The 23,809-nt window shown below is 74.0% G+C and carries 17 protein-coding genes; 6 read left to right on the top strand and 11 right to left on the bottom strand.

The window, feature by feature from the left end:
• The first annotated feature begins 61 nt into the window (after nt 1-61).
• Complete coding sequence (locus tag ACFRU2_RS10565) at nt 62-1,393, top strand: ABC1 kinase family protein (RefSeq protein ID WP_382970301.1); 1,332 nt, start codon at nt 62-64, stop codon at nt 1,391-1,393.
• Nucleotides 1,394-1,426: 33 nt separating this feature from the next.
• Here the strand turns inward: ACFRU2_RS10565 and ACFRU2_RS10560 are convergent, their stop codons facing one another.
• From ACFRU2_RS10560 to ACFRU2_RS10540, 5 genes are all read right to left on the bottom strand, one after another.
• Nucleotides 1,427-1,633: a hypothetical protein gene (locus ACFRU2_RS10560; RefSeq protein ID WP_254384047.1), complete on the bottom strand. Its 207-nt coding sequence runs from the start codon at nt 1,631-1,633 to the stop codon at nt 1,427-1,429.
• Nucleotides 1,634-1,745: 112 nt separating this feature from the next.
• Entirely contained in the window at nt 1,746-2,078 is a 333-nt protein-coding gene (locus ACFRU2_RS10555; protein WP_382970299.1) for a hypothetical protein, read from the bottom strand.
• On the bottom strand, nt 2,075-2,446 hold the full coding sequence (locus tag ACFRU2_RS10550) for a WhiB family transcriptional regulator (protein ID WP_214949242.1): 372 nt from the start codon (nt 2,444-2,446) through the stop codon (nt 2,075-2,077). The genes ACFRU2_RS10555 and ACFRU2_RS10550 overlap by 4 nt, the downstream gene beginning before the upstream one ends.
• A 168-nt stretch (nt 2,447-2,614) precedes the next feature.
• A complete protein-coding gene (locus tag ACFRU2_RS10545) occupies nt 2,615-2,986 on the bottom strand; it encodes a hypothetical protein (protein WP_382970296.1) in 372 nt (123 codons plus the stop codon).
• A 169-nt stretch (nt 2,987-3,155) separates the two neighbouring features.
• The gene (locus ACFRU2_RS10540) at nt 3,156-5,321 is read right to left on the bottom strand and encodes an ATP-dependent DNA helicase UvrD2 (protein ID WP_382970293.1); all 2,166 of its coding nucleotides are present in this window, start codon (nt 5,319-5,321) and stop codon (nt 3,156-3,158) included.
• A gap of 158 nt (nt 5,322-5,479) precedes the next feature.
• Between ACFRU2_RS10540 and ACFRU2_RS10535 the strand changes: the two genes are divergently transcribed.
• The 3 genes from ACFRU2_RS10535 (at nt 5,480) to ACFRU2_RS10525 (ending at nt 6,892) form a co-directional block, all read left to right on the top strand.
• The gene (locus ACFRU2_RS10535) at nt 5,480-5,740 is read left to right on the top strand and encodes a mycoredoxin (protein WP_250741801.1); all 261 of its coding nucleotides are present in this window, start codon (nt 5,480-5,482) and stop codon (nt 5,738-5,740) included.
• 124 nt (nt 5,741-5,864) lie between these two features.
• A complete protein-coding gene (locus ACFRU2_RS10530; RefSeq protein ID WP_382970290.1) occupies nt 5,865-6,725 on the top strand; it encodes an aldo/keto reductase in 861 nt (286 codons plus the stop codon).
• Entirely contained in the window at nt 6,722-6,892 is a 171-nt protein-coding gene (locus tag ACFRU2_RS10525; RefSeq protein ID WP_382970288.1) for a hypothetical protein, read from the top strand. Before ACFRU2_RS10530 ends, ACFRU2_RS10525 begins: the two co-directional genes overlap by 4 nt.
• A gap of 104 nt (nt 6,893-6,996) precedes the next feature.
• Here ACFRU2_RS10525 and nudC read toward each other — a convergent pair whose 3' ends face one another.
• From nudC to ACFRU2_RS10500, 5 genes are all read right to left on the bottom strand, one after another.
• Nucleotides 6,997-7,950, bottom strand: a complete 954-nt coding sequence (nudC, locus tag ACFRU2_RS10520; protein ID WP_382970285.1) for an NAD(+) diphosphatase — start codon at nt 7,948-7,950, stop codon at nt 6,997-6,999.
• 87 nt (nt 7,951-8,037) lie between these two features.
• A complete protein-coding gene (locus ACFRU2_RS10515; protein ID WP_382970282.1) occupies nt 8,038-9,447 on the bottom strand; it encodes a dipeptidase in 1,410 nt (469 codons plus the stop codon).
• 10 nt (nt 9,448-9,457) lie between these two features.
• Nucleotides 9,458-13,849: a UvrD-helicase domain-containing protein gene (locus tag ACFRU2_RS10510; protein WP_382970279.1), complete on the bottom strand. Its 4,392-nt coding sequence runs from the start codon at nt 13,847-13,849 to the stop codon at nt 9,458-9,460.
• A 450-nt stretch (nt 13,850-14,299) separates the two neighbouring features.
• On the bottom strand, nt 14,300-18,325 hold the full coding sequence (locus ACFRU2_RS10505) for a UvrD-helicase domain-containing protein (RefSeq protein ID WP_382970276.1): 4,026 nt from the start codon (nt 18,323-18,325) through the stop codon (nt 14,300-14,302).
• A gap of 294 nt (nt 18,326-18,619) precedes the next feature.
• Entirely contained in the window at nt 18,620-18,979 is a 360-nt protein-coding gene (locus ACFRU2_RS10500) for an MGMT family protein (RefSeq protein WP_382970273.1), read from the bottom strand.
• Nucleotides 18,980-19,109: 130 nt separating this feature from the next.
• Here ACFRU2_RS10500 and ACFRU2_RS10495 point away from each other — a divergent pair, with 130 nt between their 5' ends.
• Nucleotides 19,110-21,935, top strand: coding sequence for a YbhN family protein (locus ACFRU2_RS10495; RefSeq protein ID WP_382970270.1), 2,826 nt, complete (start codon nt 19,110-19,112; stop codon nt 21,933-21,935).
• Nucleotides 21,936-21,976: 41 nt separating this feature from the next.
• Nucleotides 21,977-22,864 carry a GNAT family N-acetyltransferase gene (locus tag ACFRU2_RS10490; RefSeq protein WP_382970268.1) on the top strand — a complete coding sequence of 296 codons (888 nt, stop codon included), beginning with the start codon at nt 21,977-21,979 and terminating at the stop codon, nt 22,862-22,864.
• A gap of 38 nt (nt 22,865-22,902) precedes the next feature.
• Here ACFRU2_RS10490 and ACFRU2_RS10485 read toward each other — a convergent pair whose 3' ends face one another.
• Nucleotides 22,903-23,643, bottom strand: a complete 741-nt coding sequence (locus tag ACFRU2_RS10485; protein WP_382970266.1) for a YwiC-like family protein — start codon at nt 23,641-23,643, stop codon at nt 22,903-22,905.
• Nucleotides 23,644-23,809: the final 166 nt, after the last annotated feature.

Here is a 23,809-nt window from a genome sequence, read left to right as displayed (position 1 = left end):
CTTCGGGGGACTCCCCCGGACCGCCGCTTGCGGCTCAGCTGTCTGGGAATTGGAGGGGCGCATGTCTGATCTTCCCCGGAAGGCGGTCACCCGTACCGTCAAGCTGGCCGCGCTGCCGCTCGGCATAGCGGGCCGGGCCACCTGGGGCCTCGGCAAGCGGATCGGCGGCAAGTCCGCGGAGATAGTGGCGCGCGAGCTCCAGCAGCGCACCGCCGAGCAGCTGTTCCGCGTGCTGGGAGAGCTGAAGGGGGGCGCCATGAAGTTCGGCCAGGCGCTCTCGGTCTTCGAGTCGGCGCTGCCCGAGGAGGTCGCCGGGCCCTACCGGGCCGCGCTGACGAAGCTTCAGGAGGCGGCCCCGCCGCTGCCCGCGGCCACCGTGCACCAGGTGCTGTCGGAGCGGCTCGGCGCGGACTGGCGGGAGCTGTTCGAGGAGTTCGAGGACAAGCCCGCGGCGGCGGCCTCGATCGGGCAGGTGCACCGGGCGGTGTGGCACGACGGCCGCCAGGTGGCGGTCAAGGTCCAGTACCCGGGGGCCGGCGAGGCCCTGCTGTCGGACCTGAAGCAGCTGAGCCGGTTCGCGGGACTGCTGGGGCCGCTCATCCCGGGCATGGACATCAAGCCCTTGATCAAAGAGCTGCGCGACCGGGTCTCGGAGGAGCTGGACTACGAGCTGGAGGCCGAGGCCCAGCGGACGCACGCGGACGCCTTCGAGGGCGACGAGGACGTGGTCGTCCCGGACGTGGTGCACCAGAGCGACCAGGTGCTGGTGACCGACTGGATCGAGGGGACCCCACTGTCGGAGGTGATAGCCGACGGCACCGCGGAGGAGCGCGACCGCGCAGGACAGCTGCTGGCCCGGTTCCTCTTCTCCGGCCCCGCGCGCACCGGGCTGCTGCACGCCGATCCGCACCCGGGCAACTTCCGGCTGATCTCCGGGGCGGACGGCCGGACGCGGCTGGGCGTACTGGACTTCGGGACCGTGGACCGGCTGCCGGGCGGCTGGCCCAAGCCCATCGGCCGGTCGCTGCGGATGGCGCTGGACGGTGATGCCGAGGGGGTCTACGGGCACCTGCGCGCGGAGGGGTTCGTACGCGAGTCCATCGAGCTGGAAGCCGATGCGGTGCTCGACTACCTGCGGCCGATGCTCGAACCGGCGGAGGCCGAGGAGTTCACCTTCACCCGGACCTGGCTGCGCGGCCAGGCCGCGCGGATCGCCGATCCCCGCTCCCCCGCGCACCAGTTGGGCCGGCAGATCAATCTGCCGCCCTCCTACCTGCTGATCCACCGGGTGACGCTGAGCACCATAGGGGTGCTGTGTCAGCTGGGCGCGACGGTCAGGCTCCGCGAGGAACTCGACTCCTGGCTGCCGGGGTTCCTGCCCGAGGAGGGCTGAGCCGGAGGGTGGCGGGCGGTCCCGGTCGGGCGCTCACCACCAGGAGGAGTCGAGGCGGCCTTCGATGGCGCGGAGGTTCGCACGCGCGCAGTCGACGCAGAAGTACTCTCTGGTCCCGTTCTCCACGGAGCAGGTCCAGGTGGGCGGGGGGCCGGCCGGGGCCTGGGCGCCACAGCGCGCGCAGACGACGGGCGGGGCCTCGGTTCCCGGCGGTGCCGGGCGGGGAGTCGGCTGGTCCACCTCCAGACGATATCCCCACGGGGCCGGTGGGCGGTCCGCAACGCACCGGAGGGACCGGCCCGTTCGGGCCGGTCCCTCCGGTGGTTACTTCCGAGCCGTCTCCAGCTCTCTCTTAGTGCATGACGGCCATGGCCAGCGCGCGCCGGGCGCGCAGCGAGACGCGCTCGGCTCGACGCTGCATGCGCCGCGCGGCGACCAGGCGTACGGCGCGACGCTCGGCGTCGACCTCACGCATGCGGTCGTCCATATGGGCACGAGCCAGGGCTTCTGGGATGAGTTGCATTTCGCGGGTCCTGTTCTGACGCGAGGTGATCGCGCCGGCGGTGATGAAGTCTGCGGTGGCGGAGCCGTGCGGCTGCTCGCTCGTTGTGGCGTGGGGGGACATGAGGGCCTGCTTCAGGGGGTCGTGCGTCAGGGGGCGGTCGATGGTTCCGTTGGCGGTCATGCCGCGACAACCGGGTTCTTGCGCGGACGGCCACGGGGACGCTTCCGGGCGACGACGACACCCTGGACGAAGAGCTCGCCTCCCCAGACACCCCAGGGCTCGCGGCGCTCCAGCGCACCGGCGAGGCAGGCCTCGACCAGCGGGCAGGTGCCGCAGAGGGACTTCGCGTACTCGACGTCGGCCGGGGACTCGGCGAAGAAGACCTCGGGGTCGTAGGTGCGACAGGCGACGGGCACGCCGAGGTTCTCGATGGCGTCGTCGAGCGCGGTCAGCGCGGTGAGGGGAGTCAAGGTGGAGTCCTCCGGGACTGCGGGCGGGGAGAGGGTCTGGGTCTTCGGTACGGACGGGGCGTGCGCTTCGAGTTGCACGGTGGTTTCTTCCTCGTCTTGTTCGTCTAGTCGTTCCGGCCGGTCGGCCGGGGGCGGCTGGGGTACCTCGCCCCTTCGGTCCGTCGTCCCCTGTTCGGGGACAAACAGAAGGGCCGCGGATCCCGGGTGGGGTTCCGCGGCCCTGAAGGCGCCGGTCTGATCGTCAGATCAGACTGGATCACTCCAGGGTTCGAGCCCGCGGTAGGCCCACATCAGGTGGTGCTGCTTCTTCGTCTGCGTCGTCTGGCGCGTGAATCCGGCACTGGCGGCACCGGCTGCGGCCGCAAAGGCATAGGCGCCATGCGCCTGAGCTTCTGCTGCCAGTACTGCCACCGGTGCCTTGGTCGGTCGCTCATTGCGCTCGCTGACCAGCAGCGAGACGGGGGCGGCGGGCCGGACGGGGCTGTCGGCGCACATGGCGGACAGACCGGTGACCGGCAGACCGGTACCCGTGAGGGCAAGGAGCGTGGAGGAGCCGAGCGTGCAGGAAGCGGCAACCGAGCGATCGGTCATTTTGGTGGTGGTGATGAAGCTGGTCACTGGTCTCGCCTCCTCTCGGCGTCTCGGGGACTTCGGCCCGGAGGCCTGATCCCATGCGTATTCGGATAAGTACAGCACGGATCAGGGGCTTCGGAGAAGCCACCGTTTCCGTTGCTAAGAACCTATGGGGCTTCGCTGGGCATGTGCAAACTATTTTTCCGACGAGTTTCTACGCGTCGTCAGGATCTTCCGTCCCAGGCTCCTCACCTGCACAGATGGCCAGCACGTCGGCTCCGTACCGCTCGAGCTTCCGGGCGCCCACGCCGGAGATCATCGAGAGCTCTCCCTCCTGCGAGGGTGCGGCCTCCGCGATGGCCATCAGCGTCTTGTCCGTGAAGACGCAGTAGCCGGGCATCCCCTGCTCCTTCGCCTGGACGGCGCGCCAGTCGCGCAGCCGCTCGTAGAGCCCTTCGTCCATGTCCGAAGGGCAGTCCTCGCAGCGCATCAGTTTCAGCTCGCCGGCGTCGGTCAGCGTCTTGCGGCAGACCCGGCACACGGCCGGGCCGCGGCGGCCCCGCTTGCGGGCCCCGGGCTCGAGCGGACCGCCCGGCCTGCTTCCCGGCGCCAGGGAGCCCGGCCTCAGGCCGTTCAGGAAGCGGCTGGGGCGTCGGGACCCCCGGCCGCCCGGAGTCCGGGAGAGGGCCCAGGAGAGCGTCAGGTGGTGCCGGGCGCGGGTGACGCCGACGTAGAGCAGCCGGCGCTCCTCCTCGACCTGCTCGTCGGTCTTCGCATAGGTGATCGGGATCATGCCGTCGGTCAGGCCCACGAGGAACACGGCGTCCCACTCCAGGCCCTTCGCCGCGTGCAGCGAGGCGAGGGTGACGCCCTGGACGGTCGGGGCGTGCTGGGCGGCCTTGCGCTCGTCCAGCTCGACCGTCAGGTCGGCCAGGGTCGCGGACGGCCGGCTGCGGGCGAAGTCCTCGGCGAGCCGGACCAGCGCGGCCAGCGATTCCCACTGGTCGCGGACGGCGCCGGAGCCGGCGGGCGGTTCGCTGCTCCAGCCGGTGGAGCTGAGCACGGCGCGGACCTGGGATCCGAGCTCCACGACGTCGTCGAGCAGCCGGTCGTTGCCGCCGGAGCGGGCGGCTCCGCGCAGGGCGAGGATCGCCTTCTGGACCTCGGCACGCTCGAAGAAGCGCTCGGCTCCGCGCAGCTGGTAGGGGACTCCGGCGTCGGCGAGGGCCTGCTCGTACACCTCGGACTGGGCGTTGATCCGGTAGAGGACGGCGATCTCCCCCGCCGGGACGCCGGCCGCGACGAGGTCGCGGACCCGGTGGGCGATGCCCTCGGCCTCGGCGGGCTCGTCGGTGTACTCGGCGTAGACCGGGTCGGGGCCGGTCTCGCGCTGGGAGACCAGCTCCAGGCGGTGCTCGGCGGCGCGGCCCTTGGCCTGGGCGAGGAGCCCGTTGGCGAGGTGGACCACCTGGGGGGTGGAGCGGTAGTCGCGGACCAGCTTGACCAGGGTGGCCTGCGGGTACTTGGTGCGGAAGTTCAGCAGGTGGTCGGGGGTGGCGCCGGTGAAGGAGTAGATCGTCTGGCTGGCGTCGCCGACCACGCAGAGGGTGTCGCGCTCGCCGAGCCAGAGGTCCAGCAGCCGCTGCTGGAGCGGGCTGACGTCCTGGTACTCGTCGACGACGAAGTGCTGGTACTGGGTGCGGATCTGTTCGGCGATGTCGTGGCGGTCCTGGAGGATGCCGACCGTGAGGAGCAGCACGTCCTCGAAGTCGATCATGCCGCGGTCGCGCTTGAGCTGCTCGTACGTCCCGTAGATCTGGGCGATCTCGGCCAGGTCCCGGGGGGCCTCGCGGCCGGCCTTGCGGGCGGCCGCCGGGTAGTCGGCGGGGACCGTCTGCGTGACCTTCGCCCACTCGATCTCGCCGGTGACGTCGCGCAGCTCGCCCCGGTCGAGGCGGATGCGGCAGCGCGCGCCCGCCTCGGCCACGAACTGGATCTTGCGCTCCAGCAGCCGGGGCACGTCGCCGCCGACCGCCTTGGGCCAGAAGTACTGGAGCTGGCGCAGGGCGGCGGAGTGGAAGGTCCGCGCCTGCACCCCGCCCGCGCCCAGCTCGCGCAGGCGGCCGCGCATCTCGCCCGCGGCGCGGTTGGTGAACGTGACGGCCAGCACGCTCGCCGGCATCAGCTGGCCGGAACGGACCCCGTAGGCGATGCGGTGGGTGATCGCCCTGGTCTTGCCCGTGCCGGCGCCCGCGAGCACGCACACCGGCCCGCGCAGGGTCGTCGCGACCTCGCGCTGCTCCGGGTCCAGGCCCAGGAGCACCGCGTCGGCCGAGTCCGCGCCGGGCGTGAGGGATGAGGAGTGCGTTGCTGATGTCACCCTGCCATGCTGCCAGGTCTCGTGAGGGGGACGGGAAACTTGTCCACAGGCCCGCCCCACCGGTCGTACCGGTGCGAAATGCGGGGCCCGGGAATGGCCGCGCGGTCCCGTACGTTCGAGTACTCGGACCAACGAGCCTTCACAGAGGAGAGCGCAGCATGCAGGACACGGGCACCGTCACGATGTACAGCACGACCTGGTGCGGCTACTGCAACCGGCTGAAGAAGCAGCTGGACCGGGAGGGCATCGCCTACACCGAGATCAACATCGAGCTCGACCCCGAGTCCGCGGCGTTCGTGGAGAAGGCGAACGGCGGAAACCAGACGGTTCCCACCGTCCTCGTCACCTCCTCCGCGGGCAGCGAGTCGGTCATGACGAACCCGAGCCTGGCCCAGGTCAAGCAGGCCCTCGCCGTCTGATGTGCTGAGCTCCACGCACGGAAAGCCCCCGCCCCGGCGGGGGCTTCTGCGTTGCGGGGAGCCGCCAACTGGCCTGTTAGCGTGGCCTCTTGATCGCGTTGATCAAGGGGGAGGGGCCACACACGTGAGTACGACCGTGTTCCGCATCGGCGGGGATCTGGAAGTGCGCAGGCTCGGTTTCGGGGCCATGCGCCTGCCCACGGACCCGGGCCCGGACCGTGAGAATGCTCTCGCGGTGGCGCGGCGGGCCGTCGAGCTGGGCGTCACTCTGATCGACACCGCCTACATGTACGGCTGGGGCGCCAACGAGGAGCTGCTGGCCGAGGCCCTGCACCCGTACCCGGACGGGGTCCACGTCACCACCAAGGTCGGGATCGGCCGCTCGGTCCCGTCGGGCGAGTGGATGCAGGACGCGCGGCCGGCCGCGCTGCGCGAGCAGGTCGAGCAGGCGCTGCGCCGGCTGCGCGTCGAGCGGATCGAGCTGCTCCAGCTGCACCGCATCGACCCGCAGACGCCCCTCGCCGACCAGATCGGCACGCTGCGGGACCTGCGCACCGAGGGCAAGATCGGCCGGATCGGGCTGTCGGAGGTCACCGTCGGCGAGCTCGCCGCGGCCCGGGAGATCGTCGACATCGCGAGCGTGCAGAACCGCTACAACCTGCTCGACCGGGGGCACGAGCCCGTGCTCGCCGCCTGCGAGGCGGCGGGCATCGCGTTCCTGCCCTGGGCCACCGTGGCCTGGGGGCGGTCCGGGGCGACGGCCGAGGTCGCCGCCGTGGCCGCCGAGGCCGGAGCCACCCCCACGCAGGTCGCGCTCGCCTGGCTGCTCGGCCGCTCGCCGGTCGTCCTCCCGATCCCGGGCACCGCCCGGATCGCCCACCTGGAGGAGAACCTCGCCGCGGAGGACCTCCGGCTGACCGAAGCCCAGCGGGCCCGCCTCGACCGGCTCACCGACCGGGGGAACCCGGAGGGGGAGCAGGCATGAGCCGGTACGACGTGCGCCCGTGGGGGAAGCCGCGATGCGCGGGCCCCGCCACCTGTTCCGCAATCCGGCCGGACCGGCCCTCGGGCAGCCACAAGTACGCCCCCGGCTTCGCCCTCGGCGCCTGGATCATCCCGCTCGCCATGTGGCCGGGCCCCTGCCGTACCTGAACATGACCTGACGGAGGACGGACGGGACACGGACGGACACGGACGAAGGCCCCCGCCGGAGCGGGGGCCTTCGTGTGGTGCAGCCGATGGACGGGCGGGTCCGGTCAGCCGGTCGCGACCGGCTTCGGGAGGGGCTTGCCGTACCAGAGCTCGACCAGGCGGGCCGCGATGGAGATGCCCGCCGGCGGGAGGACCTCGCCGGCCTCGATCGCCGTGCGCAGGTCGTCGCGGGAGAACCAGCGGGCCTCCTGGATCTCGTCGCCGTCGACCGTGATGTCGAAGGTGACGGCGCGCGCCGTGAAGCCCAGCATCAGGCTGTACGGGAACGGCCAGGGCTGGCTGGCGATGTAGTCGACCTCGCCGACCTTGACGCCCGCCTCCTCCCAGACCTCGCGGATGACGGACTGCTCGATCGACTCGCCCGGTTCGACGAACCCCGCGAGGGTGGAGAAGCGGCCCTCCGGCCAGTGCACCTGGCGGCCCAGCAGCGCGCGGTCCTGGTCGTCCGTGACCAGCATGATCACCGCCGGGTCGGTCCGCGGGTAGTGCTCGGCCCCGCAGCCCGGGCAGCGGCGGATGTGCCCGGCCGCGGCGACCACCGTGCGCTCGCCGCAGCGGGAGCAGAAGCGGTGCATGCGCTGCCAGTTCTCCAGCGCCACCGCGTGCACCATCAGCCCGGCGTCCCGCTCGGAGAGCAGCATTCCGGCCTCGCGCAGGCCGGCCGGGCGGGCCGACTGGTCCATGCGGCCGGGCAGCGAGTCCTTCTGCAGCGCGAAGTACCGTACGCCGTCCTCGTCGGTCCCCAGGAAGTACCGGTGGGTCTCGGTGACCGGGGCCTCGAAGGCCGGGGTCATCACGATCGCGGTACCGCCGTCGGGGGTGTCGTCGATCAGGACCTGGCCGCCCGAGACGACGAAGACGCGGGTGCTGGGGTGGCTCCAGGCCGCGGCGAGCCACGCCTCGTCGAGGCGGTGGTGCGCGGCGCGGTCGATTCCGCTGGGCGCGGCCAGCGAGATCGGACGCTCGGACTCGGTATGGGTGCTCACAGGTACTTCCAACTCCCCCGGTGGTGGGACACAGGCAGGCTCAGCAGGACGGACGGGTGTGCGGTGGCGGGTGGGGCGTGTGTGGCGTGTGTGGCGTCGTCAAGCGGACGCCGGCTTCCAGTGGGCGGCCAGGTCGCCCCAGAGGTAGGCGGCCGTCTCGACCCCCTTGGTGAGCAGGTCGAGCTCGACCTTCTCGTTCGGCGAGTGCCAGCCGTCGGAGGGTACGGAGATCCCGAGGAAGAGGACGGGGGCGTTCAGCACGTCCTGGAGGTCGGCCGCCGGACCCGAACCGCCTTCGCGGGTGAAGCGGACCTTCTGGCCGAAGGCCCGGCTCATGGCGCGGACGACCGACTGCAGCGCCGGGTGGTCCAGCGGGGTCAGGCACGGCCGGGTCGGGGCGCCGAAGGTGATCGAATGCCGGATTCCGTCCGGGACGCGCTCCGCGACCCAGGCCGTGACGGCCGTCTCGACCTCGTACGGGTCCTGCCCGGAGACCAGGCGGAACGACAGCTTCAGGTGCGCCGAGGCGGGCACGATGGTCTTGCCGCCGGGGCCCTGGTAGCCGCCGCCGATGCCGTTGACCTCGGCGGTCGGGCGGGCCCAGACGCGCTCCAGCGTGGAGTAGCCGGCCTCGCCCGAAGCCGCGTACGACTTGGCCGTACGGAGCCACTCGGCCTCGTCGAAGGGGAGCTCGGCGATCAGCTCGCGCTCCGCGTCCGTGAGCTCGGCGATGTTGTCGTAGAAGCCGGGGATCGTGACCCGCTCGTCCGCGTCGTGCAGGGCCGCGACGAGGCGGGCGGCGACGGTGGCCGGATTCGGCACGGCACCGCCGAAGGCACCCGAGTGGATGTCCTGGTCGGGTCCGAACAGGTCGATCTCGCAGTCGGCGACGCCGCGCATGCCGGTGCAGACGGTGGGCGTGGTCTCGGACCACATGCCGGTGTCGGAGACGATCACGACATCGGCGGCGAGGCGGGCCGCCTCGCGCTCCACGAGGGCGCGGAAGTGCGGGGAGCCGGACTCCTCCTCGCCCTCGATCAGCAGCTTGAGGTGCACGGCGGGGGCGGACGCGCCGGTCGCGGCGAGGTGGGCCCTGACACCGAGGGTGTGGAAGAAGACCTGCCCCTTGTCGTCGGCGGCGCCGCGTCCGTACATCCGGCCGTCCTTGACGACCGGCTCGAACGGGTCGGTGTGCCAGCCGTCGGCGAGGGCGGCGGGCTGCACGTCGTGGTGCCCGTAGACGAGAACGGTGGGGGCCGCGGGGTCCTCGCTCGGCCATTCGGCGAAGACGGCGGGGGCGCCGGCCGTCTGCCAGACCTCGGTGACCGGGAAACCGGTCTCCTTGAGCTTCGCGGCCAGCCAGTCGGCGCTGCGCCGTACGTCGTCCGCGTGCTCGGGCTGGGCCGAGACGGAGGGGATGCGGAGCCAGTCGGCGAGGTCGTCGAGGAAGGCCGCGCGGTGGGTCTCGATGTACGTGCGGACGACGCTGTCCGCCGGGGTGTCGCTCATGGCCACGAGCCTAGCCGTCCGTTCGATGGTCGCTTTCCGTGTCCGTTTTGCCTTGGAGGATCTGCTCAAGACGAGCGCGGTCGGGGAGGTTGCGGGGGCGGATGACGCGGCCGCTGCGGACGTGCAGGAACACGGCCGTGACCTGGGCGAGGGGGGTGTTGGTGGCCTCCGCCCAGGCCAGGCGGTAGACGGCCAGCTGGAGGGGGTCGGCCTCGGTGGTGCGGCCGGTCTTCCAGTCGACGATCTCGTAGGTGGTGCCGGTGCCGTCTGCGTCCGCGTCTGCGCCTGCGTCGGTGGTGCGGTAGACCGCGTCGATCCGGCCGCGGATCACCCGGCCGGCCAGGGTCAGCTGGACCGGGACCTCCATGCGGTACGGGGTCCGGTCGGCGTACGGGCTGCGCTCGAAGGCCGCCTTGAGGGCGTCGAGGTCGGCCTCGTCGGCGATGTCCTGGTCGGAACCGTCGCCTCCCGGGGGCTGGGCTCCGGGGAGGTCCGTGAGGGGGTCGAGTACGTCGAGGTGGGGCAGCGGCAGCTCGTCGAAGCGGGACTCCACCCAGGCGTGGAACCGGGTGCCCTGGCGGGCGGCGGGCTGCGGGGGCTTGGGCATGGGGCGCGCGAGGTCGCGTACGAAGCCCTGCTCGTCGGAGGCGAGGCGCAGCAGCTGGCTGGCGGAGAGCGCGGACGGGAGCTCCACGTCGCGGACGGCCTCGCGGGCGCGGCGGAGCTCGCCCTCCAGGGCGTCGAGGTCGCGGTCCCAGGAGGCGATGGCCCTGGCGTCCTCGGGGGTGAGGGGGCCGGGGGTGGGGCCGGCCTCTGGCCACGGGGCGTCGGTGCGGCCTGGCGTCGCCGGGCGGGGTCGGGGCCGGGCCGCAGCCCAGTCGCCGTCCGCGGCCCCGGCCTCGGCCTCGGCCTCGGCCTCCGGCCACAGGTCGTCGGGGTCGGGCGCGGGCGCGGCGGGGCGTGGGCGGGGCCTGGCCAGGTCCTCGGCCTCCGGCCACAGGTCGTCGGCGGGCGCGGACGGGTACGGGCGGGGCGCGGTCCCGTCGTTGTCCTCGGGCCACAAGTCGTCGGCGGGCGCGGACGCGGCGGAGCGCGGGCGACGCCTGGCCAGGTCCCCGGCCTCCGGCCACAGGTCGTCGGCGGGCGCGGACGGGTACGGGCGGGGCGCGGGCCCCTCGGTGCCCTCCGGCCACAGGGCGTCATCGCCACCGGGCGCGGCCGGGCGCGGGTGGGGCTTGGGGGCGGCCCAGGTGTCGTCCTCGGGCCACAGGGCGTCGGCGGGGTCGGTCGGGCGCGGCCCGGGCGCGGCCCGGTACCCGTCCCCGGGCCACAGGTCGTCCGGGGGCGGCGGGGCTTCTTCTTCCCCCACCCCGCCCCTTCCCGAAACCGGGGCTGTGCCCCGGACCCCCTGCGGGGTCCCGCCTGCGGCGGCGGGCACGGCCCTGCCCCGGCCGGCCCCGGCCTGCGGCCGGGCGGCCTCCGCGGCGGCCGGTTCCTCGGCCGGGTCCGGCCACGGGGCGTCCGCCCTTGCGGCCCCGCCGGCCGAGTCCGGCCACGGGAGGGCCGTACCCGCAGGCTCGTCGGCCGGGTCCGGCCAGGGGGCCGGGGGCTCCTCGTCGTAGGCGGGGTCTTCGCAGTGCGGGGGCCAGAGGTAGGGGTCCTCCGGGGAGGTCTGGTGGTTCCGGGAGGCCCGGTACTCCGGGCCGTCCGGGGTCCCCGGGTAGCCCGCGCCGCCCCGGCGACCCCGAGTTCCTGGGTGGTCTGCGTCGCCCAGGTGGCCGAGGTGGCCCGGAGTCCCCGGATGACCCTCGGCGCCCTGGTAGCCCGCGGCGCCCCGGCGGCCCGGGTGGCCCTGAGTTCCCGGATAGCCCGCGGCGCCCCGGTCCCCCGTGGTGCTCGGGGGGTGGAGGTAGGACTCGACCAGGGTGGCTGCTTCGCGGCGGAGGGTGAGGGAGGTGGGGTCCAGGGGGAGGGGCCAGGAGTGGTCCGGGGTGGTGTCCGTGGAGAGGGCCGGGTTTTCGGCGTCCGGGGCCGGGGTGTCGGCCCAGGCTTCGATCTCGCCGTGGCCCGCCGCGCAGTGTTCGTAGAGGGCGGAGAGGAAGGTGGACGGGCCGCGTCGTTTCTTCTGGGTCGGGCCCCACCAGTGGCCCGAGGCCAGGAGGAGGGAGCGCGGGCGGGTGAAGGTGACGTAGCCGAGGCGGAGTTCCTCGACGGCCTTGTGGGACTTGAGGGCCGACTTGAAGGCGCGCAGGCCCGGCGAGGTCCAATCCGGGGTGGGCGGGAGGGTCGGTGCGTCCCCGCGCAGGGCGTACGGGAGGACCTTCGGGTACGAGGTCCAGACCTCCGGGGCCTTCTCCTTCGGGAAGGAGCCGGCGGAGAGGTCGGGGACCACGACCACGTCCCATTCCAGGCCTTTGGACTTGTGGGCCGTCAGGACCTTGACCGTGTTCTCGCCGCCGGGGAGGGCGTGGTCCAGGCCCTTCTCGTACTGGGCCGCCGTGCGCAGGAAGGCGAGGAAGGCGAGGAGGGAGGCCTCGCCGTCCAGGGAGGCGAAGCCGGCCGCCACGTCCATGAAGCTCGACAGGGTCTCCCGGCGGCGGGCCGCCAGCGCGTGCGGGGACGAGGCCAGCTCCACGTCGAGGCCGGTCGTCGACAGGACCCGGTGCAGGACGTCCATCAGCGGGTCCGAGAGGGAACGGCGCAGGTCGCGCAGTTCCTGGGCGAGGTGCGCGAAGCGGACCCGGGCGGCCGCGGAGAAGGGCAGCTGGTCGGGGGCGGACTGGCCCGCGCCGTCCAGGAAGGTTTCGAGGGCGTCGGCCAGCGACACGATCTCCGCCGGGTCCACGCCCTCCACGGCTGCCGCGAGCCGGTCGTCGTCGGAGGAGGACGGGGCGCGGGAGATCAGGGTGCGGGCGCGGCGGCCCAGCAGGGCCAGGTCGCGGGCGCCGATCCGCCAGCGCGGCCCGATGAGCAGCCGGACGAGCGCGGCGTTGGCGCCCGGGTCCTGGAGGACCTCGCAGACGGCGACGAGGTCCGCGACCTCCGGGAGGTGGAGCAGCCCGGACAGGCCGACGACCTCGACCGGGACGTCCCGCTCGACGAGGACCGCCTGGATCCGCGCGAAGTCCCCGCCCGAGCGGCACAGTACGGCGATCTCGCGCGGCTCGGTTCCGGTACGGACCAGGTGGGCGATGGAGTCGCCGATCCAGTCGAGCTCCTGGGCATGGGTCTCCAGCAGCGCGCACCGGACGGAGCCGTCGCGCTCCGCGCCCGGTGCGGGGCGCAGGGCCTCGACTCCCTCGTGCATGGCGCGCAGCGGGGCGGCGAGCTCGTTGGCCAGGTCCAGGAGGCGGCCGCCGCTGCGCCGGTTCTCGCTGAGGGAGAAGCGGGTGGCGGGGCGGCCGTCGGCATAGGGGAAATGCTCGGGGAAGTCGTCGAGGTTGGCCACCGAGGCGCCGCGCCAGCCGTAGATGGCCTGGCAGGGGTCGCCGACGGCGGTCACGGCGTGCCCGGTCCCGCCGCCGAACAGCCCGGACAGGAGCAGTCGCTGCGCGACCGAGGTGTCCTGGTACTCGTCGAGCAGGACGACGCGGAACTCCTCGCGCAGCAGGGCGCCGACCTCGGGGCGGGTGGTGGCGAGCTGCGCGGAGAGGGCTATCTGGTCGCCGAAGTCGAGGAGGTCGCGGGAGCGTTTGGCGGCGCGGTAGCGGGAGACCAGTTCGAGGAGTTCGAGGCGGCCCCGGACGGTTTCCGGGACCTTGCGGAGGTCCTCGTTGCTGAGCTTCACGTCCGCGAGGGCGGAGAGGAGCTCCGTGTCGTACGCGCGCAGCCGCTCCGGCGGTACGAGGTGCTCGGAGAGCTCCCCGTCGAGCGCGAGCAGATCGCTGACCAGGTCCGGAACGGATTTGGTGAGGGACGGGTAGGGGCCGGGGGCCTCGCGGAGCACGCGGGCGGCGAGCTGGAAGCGGGTGGCGTCGGCGAGCAGCCGGGAGCTGGGCTCCAGGCCGATGCGCAGGCCGTGGTCCTTGAGGAGCTGTCCGGCGAAGGCGTGGTACGTGGAGATGCGCGGCTCGCCGCCCGCGGAGTCGGCCTCGGCCGGGGAGGGGTCCGGATCGCTGATCCCGGCCCGCGCGAGGGCGGTCCGTACGCGCTCGGCCAGCTCGCCGGCGGCCTTGTTGGTGAAGGTCAGGCCGAGGACCTGTTCGGGCGCGACCGCGCCGGTGCCGACCAGCCAGACCACGCGGGCGGCCATGACGGTGGTCTTGCCGGAGCCGGCTCCGGCCACGATGACCTGCGGGGCGGGCGGAGCGGTGATGCAGGCCATCTGTTCGGGCGTGAAGGGGACCCCCAGGAGCTCCTTGAGCTGCTCGGGATCGGTGAGGACGGACGGACGCGCGGACACGTGAAAAGGCTAGCCGCCCGCTCTGACAGTCCCCGCCGCGCGAGTCCCCGGGCCGGGGGGCGGGGGGGCCGGGGGGCCGGGGGGGGCGGGAGGCGCCGGTGGTGGCACAGAACCCGCGTGGCGGGCCGTCCCTGCGGGGCGGATTCCCCTACCCGCCCTTCCACCGTTCCCCGGGCTCCGCCCGGACCCCGGTCCTCAAACGCCGGACGGGCTGGAGGGGGGCGGGCCGGAGTAGGGCCGCAGGCCCGGGGGGGCAGGCCCGGGGCGGCAGGCCCGGGGGCAGGGGCCGGGGTAGGGCCGCAGGCCCGGGGGGCAGGCCCGGAGCGGCAGGCCCGGGGGCAGGGGCCGGGGAGCAAGGCTCGGGGGCAAGGGCTGGGGGCAGCGTCGCAAGGCCGGAGGGCGGGGTGTCCCGGCTGGCTCGGCCGGTCCGCGGGGGACCCGCCGGGCGGGCTACTCCACCGTCTGGCGGCCCTCCGGGCGGGCGCTGCACGAGGCGCGGAAGGAGCAGTGGTCGCAGTGCTTGCCGAGGACGGGGGCGAAGCGCTCGTCGAGGACCCGGCCGGCGGCGGTGGCGAGCAGGTCGCCGACCCATTCGCCGGAGGCGCCGCCCTCCAGGGCCTGCTGCGCCTGGATCTTGGGCACCGTGTCGCCGCCCTCGCGCTGGGCGGCGCCCTGGCGCAGCTGTACGAGTTCGGCGCCTCCCGGTGCGGGGCGCAGGCCGTCGAAGACCTCGTCGACGGCGCCCTCGCGCACCGCGAGCTGGTACACGGCGAGCTGCGGGTGGCGTTCGACCTCCTTGGCGGTCGGCGCGGACTTGCCGGTCTTGAAGTCGACGACGTACGCACGCCCCTGCGGGTCCGCCTCGACCCGGTCCATGGAGCCGCGTACCCGGACGGCGTACTCCCCCGCGTCGAGGGTGACGTCGAAGTCGTGCTCGGTGGCCACGGTCGCCCGGCCCCCGCGGTCGGTGGTGTGCCAGCGCAGGAAGCGTTCCAGGGCGGCGCGGGCGTTGTCCTTCTCCTGGCGGGACTTCCAGGGGGCGTCGAAGGCGAGCGAGTCCCAGACGGAGTCGAGGCGCTCCATCAGGACGGCGAGGTCGGCGGGGGTACGGCCGGAGGCGACCTCGTCGGCGAGGACGTGGACGACGTTGCCGAAGCCCTGGGCGGCGGTGGACGGGGCGTCGGCCTTGACCTCGCGGCCCAGGAACCACTGGAGGGAGCAGGTGTTGGCGAGCTGCTCCAGGGCGGAGCCGGACAGGGCGACGGGATGGTCGCGGTCGCGCAGCGGGACGCTGCTGCGGGTGGGCTCGTACAGCCCCCACCAGCGCTGCGGGTGCGCGGCGGGGACGAGGGGGCGGTCCTCGTCGTCGGTGAGGACGGCGAGCCGGGCGAGGCGGCGGGCGGCGGCGTCGCGCAGGGCGGGCGAGGCGTCGGGGTCGACGGTGGTGGCGCGGAGTTCCGCGACGAGCGCGGGGACGGCGAGGGGGCGGCGGGGGCGGCCGGTGACGTCCTTCACGGGGACGCCGAGCTCGGTGAGGAGGCGGGAGGGCTGGTCGCCGTCCTCGGCGGGGGCCTTGACGGCGGTGACGACGAGGCGGTCGCGGGCGCGGGTGGCGGCGACGTAGAAGAGGCGGCGTTCCTCGGAGAGCAGCGCGCCGGGGGTGAGGGGCTCGGCGAGGCCGTCGCGACCGATGCGGTCGGCTTCGAGGAGGGAGCCGCGGCGGCGCAGGTCGGGCCAGAGGCCTTCCTGTACGCCCGCGACGACGACGAGTCCCCACTCCAGGCCCTTGGATCGGTGCGCGGTCATGAGGCGGACGGCTTCGCGGCGGACGGCGCGGGGAGTGAGGGTGTCTCCGGCGATGTCCTCGGCTTCGAGCTGTTCGAGGAAGTTGAGGGCGCCGCGGCCGCCCGTACGTTCCTCCGCGCGGGCGGCGGTGTCGAAGAGCGCGCAGACGGCGTCGAGGTCGCGGTCGGCGTTGCGGCCGGCGGGGCCGCCGCGGCGGGCGCTGCGTTCGAGGCGCTGCGGCCAGGGGGTGCCGTCCCAGAGGGTCCACAGGACCTCCTCGGCGGTGCCGCCGCCTTCGAGCAGCTCGCGGGCCTTGCGGAGCAGCAGGCCGAGGCGTTGCGCTCCGCGGGCGTAGGCGGGGTCGTGGGCGACGAGGCGCTCGGGCTCAGCGAGGGCGCGGGCGAGGAGCACGTCGGAGGGCGCGGGCGTCCTGACTCCGGCGGCCCGCTCCTCGTCGCGCAGCGCGCGGCCGAGGCGGCGGAGGTCGGCGGCGTCCATCCCGCCCAGCGGCGAGGACAGCAGCACGAGCGCGGCCTCGACCCCGATCCACCCTTCGCCTGCGGCGGGCACGTCGCCTCCGTCGGCCTGCACCCCGTCCGCGTCATTGCGGGCAGGCCCGCCCTCGTCGCCGGAAGCGGCCCGGACTCCGTCGAGGAGGCCACCCTCCGCCCCGGCGGGAGCGTCGGCGGAGCCGGACAGGGCGGTGCCGCCTTCGGCGGCGGGGGAAGTCTCCCGCCCACCCACCCCGGAATGGCGAGCAGGCTCGCTCACACCGGCGCCCGCGGCGCCGGAAACAGCCCCGTCGCCGTCGGGCAGCTCGCCCTGGGCCGTGGCAGGGTCACCGGCGGAGCCGGGCAGGCCGGTAGCGCCTTCGGCCCCGGGGGAACCCTCCCGCCCACCCGCCCCAGAGATGCGAGCGGCCTCGCCCACCCCAACGCCCCCGGCGCCCGAAGCGGCCCCGCCGCCGTCGGGCAGCTCGCCCTGGGCCGGGGCCGGGGCACCGGCGGAGCCGGACAGGGTGATGCCGCCTTCGGCGGCGGGGGACGATCCCCGCCCGCCCACCCCCAAGTCACGAGCAGGCTCGCTCGCACCGGCGCCTACGGCGCCGGAAGCAGCCCCGACTCCGTCGGGCAGCTCGTCCTGGGCCCCGGCCGCGTCACCGGCGAAGCCGGACAGCGCCTCCGGGCCGGTCAGGTTCGTGCCGCCTGCGGCGGTGGGGGCGGCCGCGCGCCCGCCCGTCCCGGCGCTCGCGGTGCCGGGAGCGGTCCCGGCTTCCTCGGGCAGCTCGTCGTGGGGCGCGGCCGGGTCGCCGACGGAATCGGGCGCCGGGGTCGGCCGGAGGGCGGATTCTGCGAGGGTGCGGAGGGCCGTGAGGAGGGGGGCTATCGCCGGCTCGTGGCGGAGGGGGGAGTCCGTGCCGTCCGTTTCGGCCGGGACTCCCGCCGCGATCAGGGCGCGGCGCATCTGCGGCAGGGTGCGGCCGCCCGCTCGGACCAGGACGGCCATGTCCTGCCACGGCACGCCCTCCTCCAGGTGGGCCCGGCGCAGGATGTCGGCGATGTTGTCCAGTTCCGCGCCGGCCGTGGGGTAGGTGAACACCTCGACCCGGCCGCCCTCGCGGGTCGACGCGAGCGCGCGGTGGGCCCGTACCGCCGCCGAGGGCAGGCGCGGCACCGGCATGCGGGTGGTCAGGTGGCGGGTCGCGGTGAGGAGGGTGGAGGACGAGCGGCGGGAGGTGGTGAGGGCGCGGACCTGCGCTCCCGGGAAGGAGGCCTCGAAGTCCAGGATGTTGTTGATGTCCGCGCCGCGGAAGGCGTAGATGGACTGGTCGGGGTCGCCGAAGGCGGTCAGGCGGCCCGCGGGGCCGGCGAGGGCGCGCAGCAGGCGCAGCTGCGAGGCGTCCGTGTCCTGGTACTCGTCCACGTAGATCACGTCGTACAGGGAGGACAGCGACGGGGTGCGCTCCGCCAGGAGGACCGCGCGGTGGAGGAGTTCCGCGTAGTCCAGGGTGCCCTGGAGGTCCAGGACGTCCAGGTACTCGGCGAGGAAGGCCGCCGCCGCCTTCCAGTCCGGCCGGCCGAGGCGGGACGCGAAGTCGGAGAGGGCGGCAGGGCCGAGGCCCAGCTCGCGGGCGCGGGCCAGGACCGCGCGGACCTCGTCCGCGAAGCCCCGCGTGGTCAGCGCGGCCCGCAGGTCGTCCGGCCAGCGGATCGAGCGGATCCGGCGCTGGCCTTCGAGGAGGGTGCGGACCATGACGTCCTGCTCGGGGCCGGAGAGGAGGCGCAGCGGGTCCGCGAAGAGGTCGGTGTCCTGGTGGGCGCGGACCAGTCCGTAACAGAAGGAGTGGAAGGTGGTGGCCTGGGGGGGGGGGGCCCCGCCGAGCCGCAGGGCGGTCCGGTCGCGCAGTTCGACGGCCGCCTTGCGGCTGAAGGTGAGGATCAGGATGCGGGCGGGGTCCGCGCCGGACTCCACGCCGGCCGCGACCGCCTCGACCAGCGTGGTCGTCTTTCCGGTGCCCGGTCCGGCCAGGACCAGCAGCGGGCCGCCGGTGTGCTCAACCACCGCCCGCTGCGCTGCGTCCAGCACAGGGGGATCCACCCGTTCCGCACCGGTACGCACCAGGCGGTACGCGTCCGGGTTCCGCGTACGCCGCCGCTCGGTGCGGTGGCCGTCGGAGGAAGAGGTGTTCACGTGGGGTGCCGGTCCTGGTGGGTCTGCCGTTGCGGCGGTCGCTGCCGCAGCGGTTGCTGCTGCTGTGGTGACGGCCCGGTCGGTGCCCGTGACCGTGGCCGAAGCCTCGACCGGAGCGGTGCCCGGAGCAGTGGCCGAAACCGAAGCCGAAGAGGCAACGCTACGGCAAGGCGCGCGGCGGGCGCAGTTTCCCCGGGACTCCGGTCCTCACTGCCATCCGGTCCCACACATCCCCCGTACGGGGCTTCGCACGTCTCTTCGACCACGCCTCCGGGCCGCACATGGCCGAAGCTGTCACATGTGACCTTCGTCCCGCGCTGCGTCCCCGCCGACATCCCCGCCGTCCCCGTCCCAGCGCGCCCGCCGCATGTCGAGCCGGGGTTCGCCGTCGCCGGTGAGCCGCAGCGGGGTGGCCTCGGCCCGGTAGTTCTCCAGCGCCCTGCGCTCGCTGCCGGGCAGCGGACGGCCGTCCGCCCGCACCACCCGCCACCAGGGCACCGCTCCCCCGTACAGGGCCATGACGCGGCCCACTTGACGGGGTCCGCCCTCGCCGAGCCACTCCGCGACGTCGCCGTAGGTCATCACCCGGCCGGGCGGAATCCGCTCGGCCGCCTCCAGCACTCGCTCCGCGTACGCCGGCAGCTCTTCGCTCATTCGGCCCATGGTGCCGCACCTGACCGACAAGGGGGCGTCAAGAACGTGGAAGCCCGTGTTCCGGACCGGCTCGCACCCTGCTGCCCCGCGCGGACGCCGGTCCGTGCCACCATCTTCCGGGCGGTGACGCGTGATACGTGATCAAGAAGAGACGGAAGCGACGGGAAGGGAGCAGGGTGTGAGTCCTCCGGACGGCGCGGCGACGAACGACGGCGCGCGCCCAGACGAAGGCCCGCCACCGGGTCGCGAGGACGCCACCATGCACACAGACCTGCCCCTGTCTCCGCCCCAGGCCCCGGCTCCGGACCCGGACCCGGCTCCCGAGGACGCCGAGACCCCGCACGGCCACGCCCCCACGGCCGCCGACCAGGTCGAGGTCGACGAGCCGCTGCTCGCCGCCCGCGTGCACCGTCCCTCCGACCTCGTACGCCTCCTCGTCGGGGTCCTCGGCATCGCCGTCGTCCTCGGCATCGCCGCCTTCGCCCACGGCACCACCGCGGGTCTGGAAGCCGACATCAACAACAGCACCGGGCAGGCGCCCGACGTGCTGATCAAGGTCGCCGGGCTGGTGTCGAGCATCGCGGTGCTCCTCGTCCCGGTCGCCTTCGCCATCGAGCGGCTGATCAAACGCGACGGACTGCGCATCGCCGACGGCGTGCTCGCGGCCGTCCTCGCGCACGGGGTCACCCTCGCCACCGACCTGTGGGTCTCCCAGGGAGCCCCCGAGACCATCCAGGAAGCCCTCACCCGTCCCACCTCGGCCGGCGGGGCCCTCACGGATCCGGTGCACGGCTACCTCGCGCCCGTGATCGCGTACATGACCGCCGTCGGGATGACCCGGCGCCCGCGCTGGCGCGTCGCGCTGTGGGTGGTCCTGCTGCTGGACGCCTTCGCGATGCTGGTCGGCGGCTACACCACCCCCTTCTCGATCATCCTGACCGTGCTGATCGGCTGGAGCGTCGCGTACGGAACCCTGTACGCCGTCGGCTCGCCGAACGTCCGCCCCACCGGGCAGAACCTCCTCGCGGGCCTGCGCAGGGTCGGCTTCCAGCCAATCAGCGCGATGCGCGCCGAGTCCCCGGAGGGTCCCGACAGCAACGAGGTCAGCGACCGGGGGCGGCGCTACCACGTCACCCTGGAAGACGGCCCGCCGCTCGACGTCACCGTCGTGGACCGGGAGCAGCAGGCCCAGGGCTTCTACTACCGGGTCTGGCGCCGCCTCACGCTGCGCGGGATCACCACCCGGCGCAGTCTGCAGTCCCTGCGCCAGGCGCTGGAGCAGGAGGCGCTGCTCGCGTACGCGGCCATCGCCGCCGGGGCCAACGCGCCCAAGCTCATCGCCACCTCCGAGCTGGGTCCGGACGCCGTGATGCTCGTCTACGAGCACCTGGGCGGCCGGAGCCTGGACTCGCTGGCCGACGAGGAGATCACCGACGAGTTGAGCCGCAACGCGTGGCAGCAGGTACGGGCCCTGCAGTCCCGGCGGATCGCGCACCGGCGGCTCACCGGGGACGCCCTCGTGGTGGATCGTTCCGCCAGTGGCGCCGCGGCCGGCACGGTCACCCTGACCGACCTGCGCGGCGGCGAGATCGCGGCCGGCGACCTCGTGCTGCGCATGGACATCGCGCAGCTCCTCACCACCCTCGGCCTGCGGGTCGGCGCCGAGCGCTCGGTCGCCTCCGCGGTGTCGGTGCTCGGCCCGGACGCGGTGGCGGACTGTCTGCCGCTGCTCCAGCCGATCGCGCTGAGCCGCTCCACGCGGGCGACGCTGCGCAAGCTGGCGCGGGAGCGGGCGGACCGGGAGCGGGAAGCCGTACTGGAGTCCTCGCGGGCGGCGAAGGCGGCGCGCATGGCGGACTCCGCCTCGGCCTCGACGCGCTCCGCCATCGACAAGGTCGAGAAGAAGGCCGAGAAGAAGGCCCTGGACGACGCGCTCGACGGGGCCCGCGAGGAAGACCTGCTGAGCCAGATCCGCCAGCAGGTGCTGCTGATCCGCCCGCAGGCGCCGGTGGAGCCGGCCCGGCTGGAGCGGATCCGGCCGCGCACGCTGGTGTCGTTCATCGCCGGCGCGTTCGGCGCGTACTTCCTGGTCACGCAGATCGCGCACGTCGACTTCGGCACCACCATCGGCGATGCCCGGTGGGGCTGGGTCGGGGTGGCGCTCGCCTTCTCGGCGCTCACCTATTTCGCGGCGGCGATGAGCCTGCTGGGCTTCGTGCCCGAGCGGGTGCCGTTCCTGCGGACCGTAGTGGCCCAGGTCGCCGGATCCTTCGTGAAGCTGGTGGCTCCGGCGGCGGTCGGCGGTGTCGCGCTGAACACCCGTTTCCTCCAGCGGGCCGGCATCCGGCCCGGACTCGCGGTGGCCAGCGTGGGCGCCTCGCAGCTCTTCGGGCTGGCGAGCCACATCCTGCTGCTGCTGTCCTTCGGCTATCTGACGGGGACCGAGAAGACCCCCGAGATGACCCCGTCGAGGACGGTCATCGCCGGTCTGCTGACGGTGGCCGTGCTGGTGCTCGTGGTCACGGCCGTGCCCTTCCTCCGGAAGTTCGTGGCGACCCGGGTGCGGGCCCTGTTCGCGGGAGTGGTCCCGCGCATGCTGGACGTGCTCCAGCGGCCGCAGAAGCTGCTGACCGGCATCGGCGGGATGCTGCTGCTGACGGGCTGCTTCGTGATGTGCCTGGACGCCTCGATCCGCGCCTTCGGGGGCGGCGAGGCCATCAGCTACGCGAGCATCGCCGTGGTCTTCCTGGCCGGCAACGCCCTGGGCTCGGCCGCTCCGACGCCGGGCGGCATCGGAGCGGTGGAGGGCGCACTGACGCTGGGTCTGGTGGCAGCGGGGCTGGACGGTCAGGTGGCGTTCTCGGCGGTGCTGCTGTTCCGCGTGGTGACGTTCTGGCTGCCGGTGCTGCCGGGATGGATCTCCTTCAACTTCCTGACGCGCAAGGAAGCGATCTAAACCGCTGGAGCCCGGTCGGCGGCCCTGCCTAGGGTGGCCGGATGAACGGAATACGGGTACTGCCCGACCAGGACGAATGGCGGGCCGGCTTCGAGGAGCGGGTGCTCGCCGGGTACCGGGCCGCGGGATGCTCGGAGCCCCTCTCCCGGGCCCTGCTGGAGCGGGCGCTGAAGGGGGTCGACGGCTGGACGGTGGCCACGGACGGCGCCGGATGGATCGCGGTCGGGGTGTCCGAGGACAACGGGGCGGCCGTGGGCCGGATCCACGACCTGACGTCGACGGAACCGGACGCGGCGACCGCGGCCCGCACGTGGGCCGAGCGGTGGTGCGCCGAGCGGGGCGCGGAGCGGGTGGAGGTCCGCCTCACCGGCGGAACGGGAGGAGCCGGAGGAGCCGGACTGTTCGACGGCTATCGCGTGCGGGGCCAGAACCGGCTGCGTGCCGCCGCCGAGCACCCCGCCCTGCCGCCGGGCCTCACCGTCCGCCCGCTCACCGCGGAGGAGTACCCGGGCTGGTACGCCGGCGAGGAGGCCGCGTACGTGGCGGACATCGTCCGGGCCGGGGCCCTGACCCCGGAGCAGGCCAAGGCCAAGTCCGACGAGGACTTCGCCCGCCACCTCCCGCAGGGCCGCGCGACCCCCGGGCACGCCTTCTACGCGCTGGAGGCCGGCGGTCAGGTGATCGGCACGGGCTGGGTGAACCACGGCTACCTGCCGGGCGTCACCTTCGGCTTCTCGCTGGAGGTGTACGAGGAGCACCGCGGCAAGGGCTACGGCCGGGCCGCGATGTCCGTCGGCGAGTGGGCCGCCCGGCAGGGCGGCGACGGGGCGCTGATGTTCAACGTCTTCGGCGGCAACGAGGTGGCGATGAGCCTGTACGACCGCACGGGCTTCGCCGTCCTGGACGAGTTCCGCTCGCTGCCCCTCTGAAGCACCCGGCTCCCCGCCCCCGCCCCCGCCCCCGCCTCTCAGCAGATCAGCAGCAGTGACGCCAACAGGGCGGCCGACCCGGCGACTTCGACGGCGCCGACCACCGCCACCTTGAGCCCGCGGCCGGGGAGGGCCGCGGCGCGGGCCAGGTAGCCCGCGAAGGGGATCGCCAGCCACGGGGACAGGAGGGCCGCCAGGGCGACCGCCACCCCGTGGTAGATCACCGAACCACGGTAGTACGTACGGGAGTTGCGCTCCCTGATCATCGTCTTCACGTAGGGCACCGTGCCCGCGAAGTACAGCAGGCAGGCGGCGGCGGGCGCCCACGGCAGCCCTCCGCCGCCCAGCCGTGCGGCCACCGGCAGCATCCCGCAGGCCGGGACCACCGCGACCAGTCCGTTGGCCAGGGACCGCTCGCGGTTGTTCCGCGCGAACCAGGAGTTCACGGCCACGAAGGGCGCCGCCGCCGCGCCCGCGAGCAGCAGCCAGGAGTGGAGCACCGCGAGCGGGATCCCCGCCAGGGCGGTCGCCGCGCCGAGGACGAGCGCCGGGCGGACGTGCCGCCGCGCCACCGCCGGGCGCCGGGCGGCGACGCGGCGCAGGCGCAGCCACTGCTGGGCGTGGAAGACCGCGGCGTAGCCGAGGAGCCAGGCCGTCAGCAGGAGGGCGTGCTGCCAGCCGGGCCGCGGCGAGAGGAACGTGCCCGCGAGGAAGGGCACGGTGAGCATCGCCCACGCCCCGTGCTGGTCCGGGATCCAGGAGGCCTTCTTCGGCGGCACGCTCCCCAGCCTTCCGCTAATTGGTATTCGGACTCGTAATTTTCCGGCCGTGCACCGGAGTTGACCCTTTCCAGCGTGGCATCCACTCGACCTGTGAAAGACCGGAATTAGGTCACGCCCGTACGGGACCTTTGTCATCGGATTCGCCTCCGTGCCGGGCGTAGCG

This window comes from Streptomyces sp. NPDC056883, assembly GCF_042788835.1.
In the GTDB taxonomy this organism is placed as follows: domain Bacteria; phylum Actinomycetota; class Actinomycetes; order Streptomycetales; family Streptomycetaceae; genus Streptomyces; species Streptomyces stoeckheimensis.
Note: the sequence above shows the minus strand (reverse complement) of the source record. Positions and strands in the feature narration are given on the sequence as shown.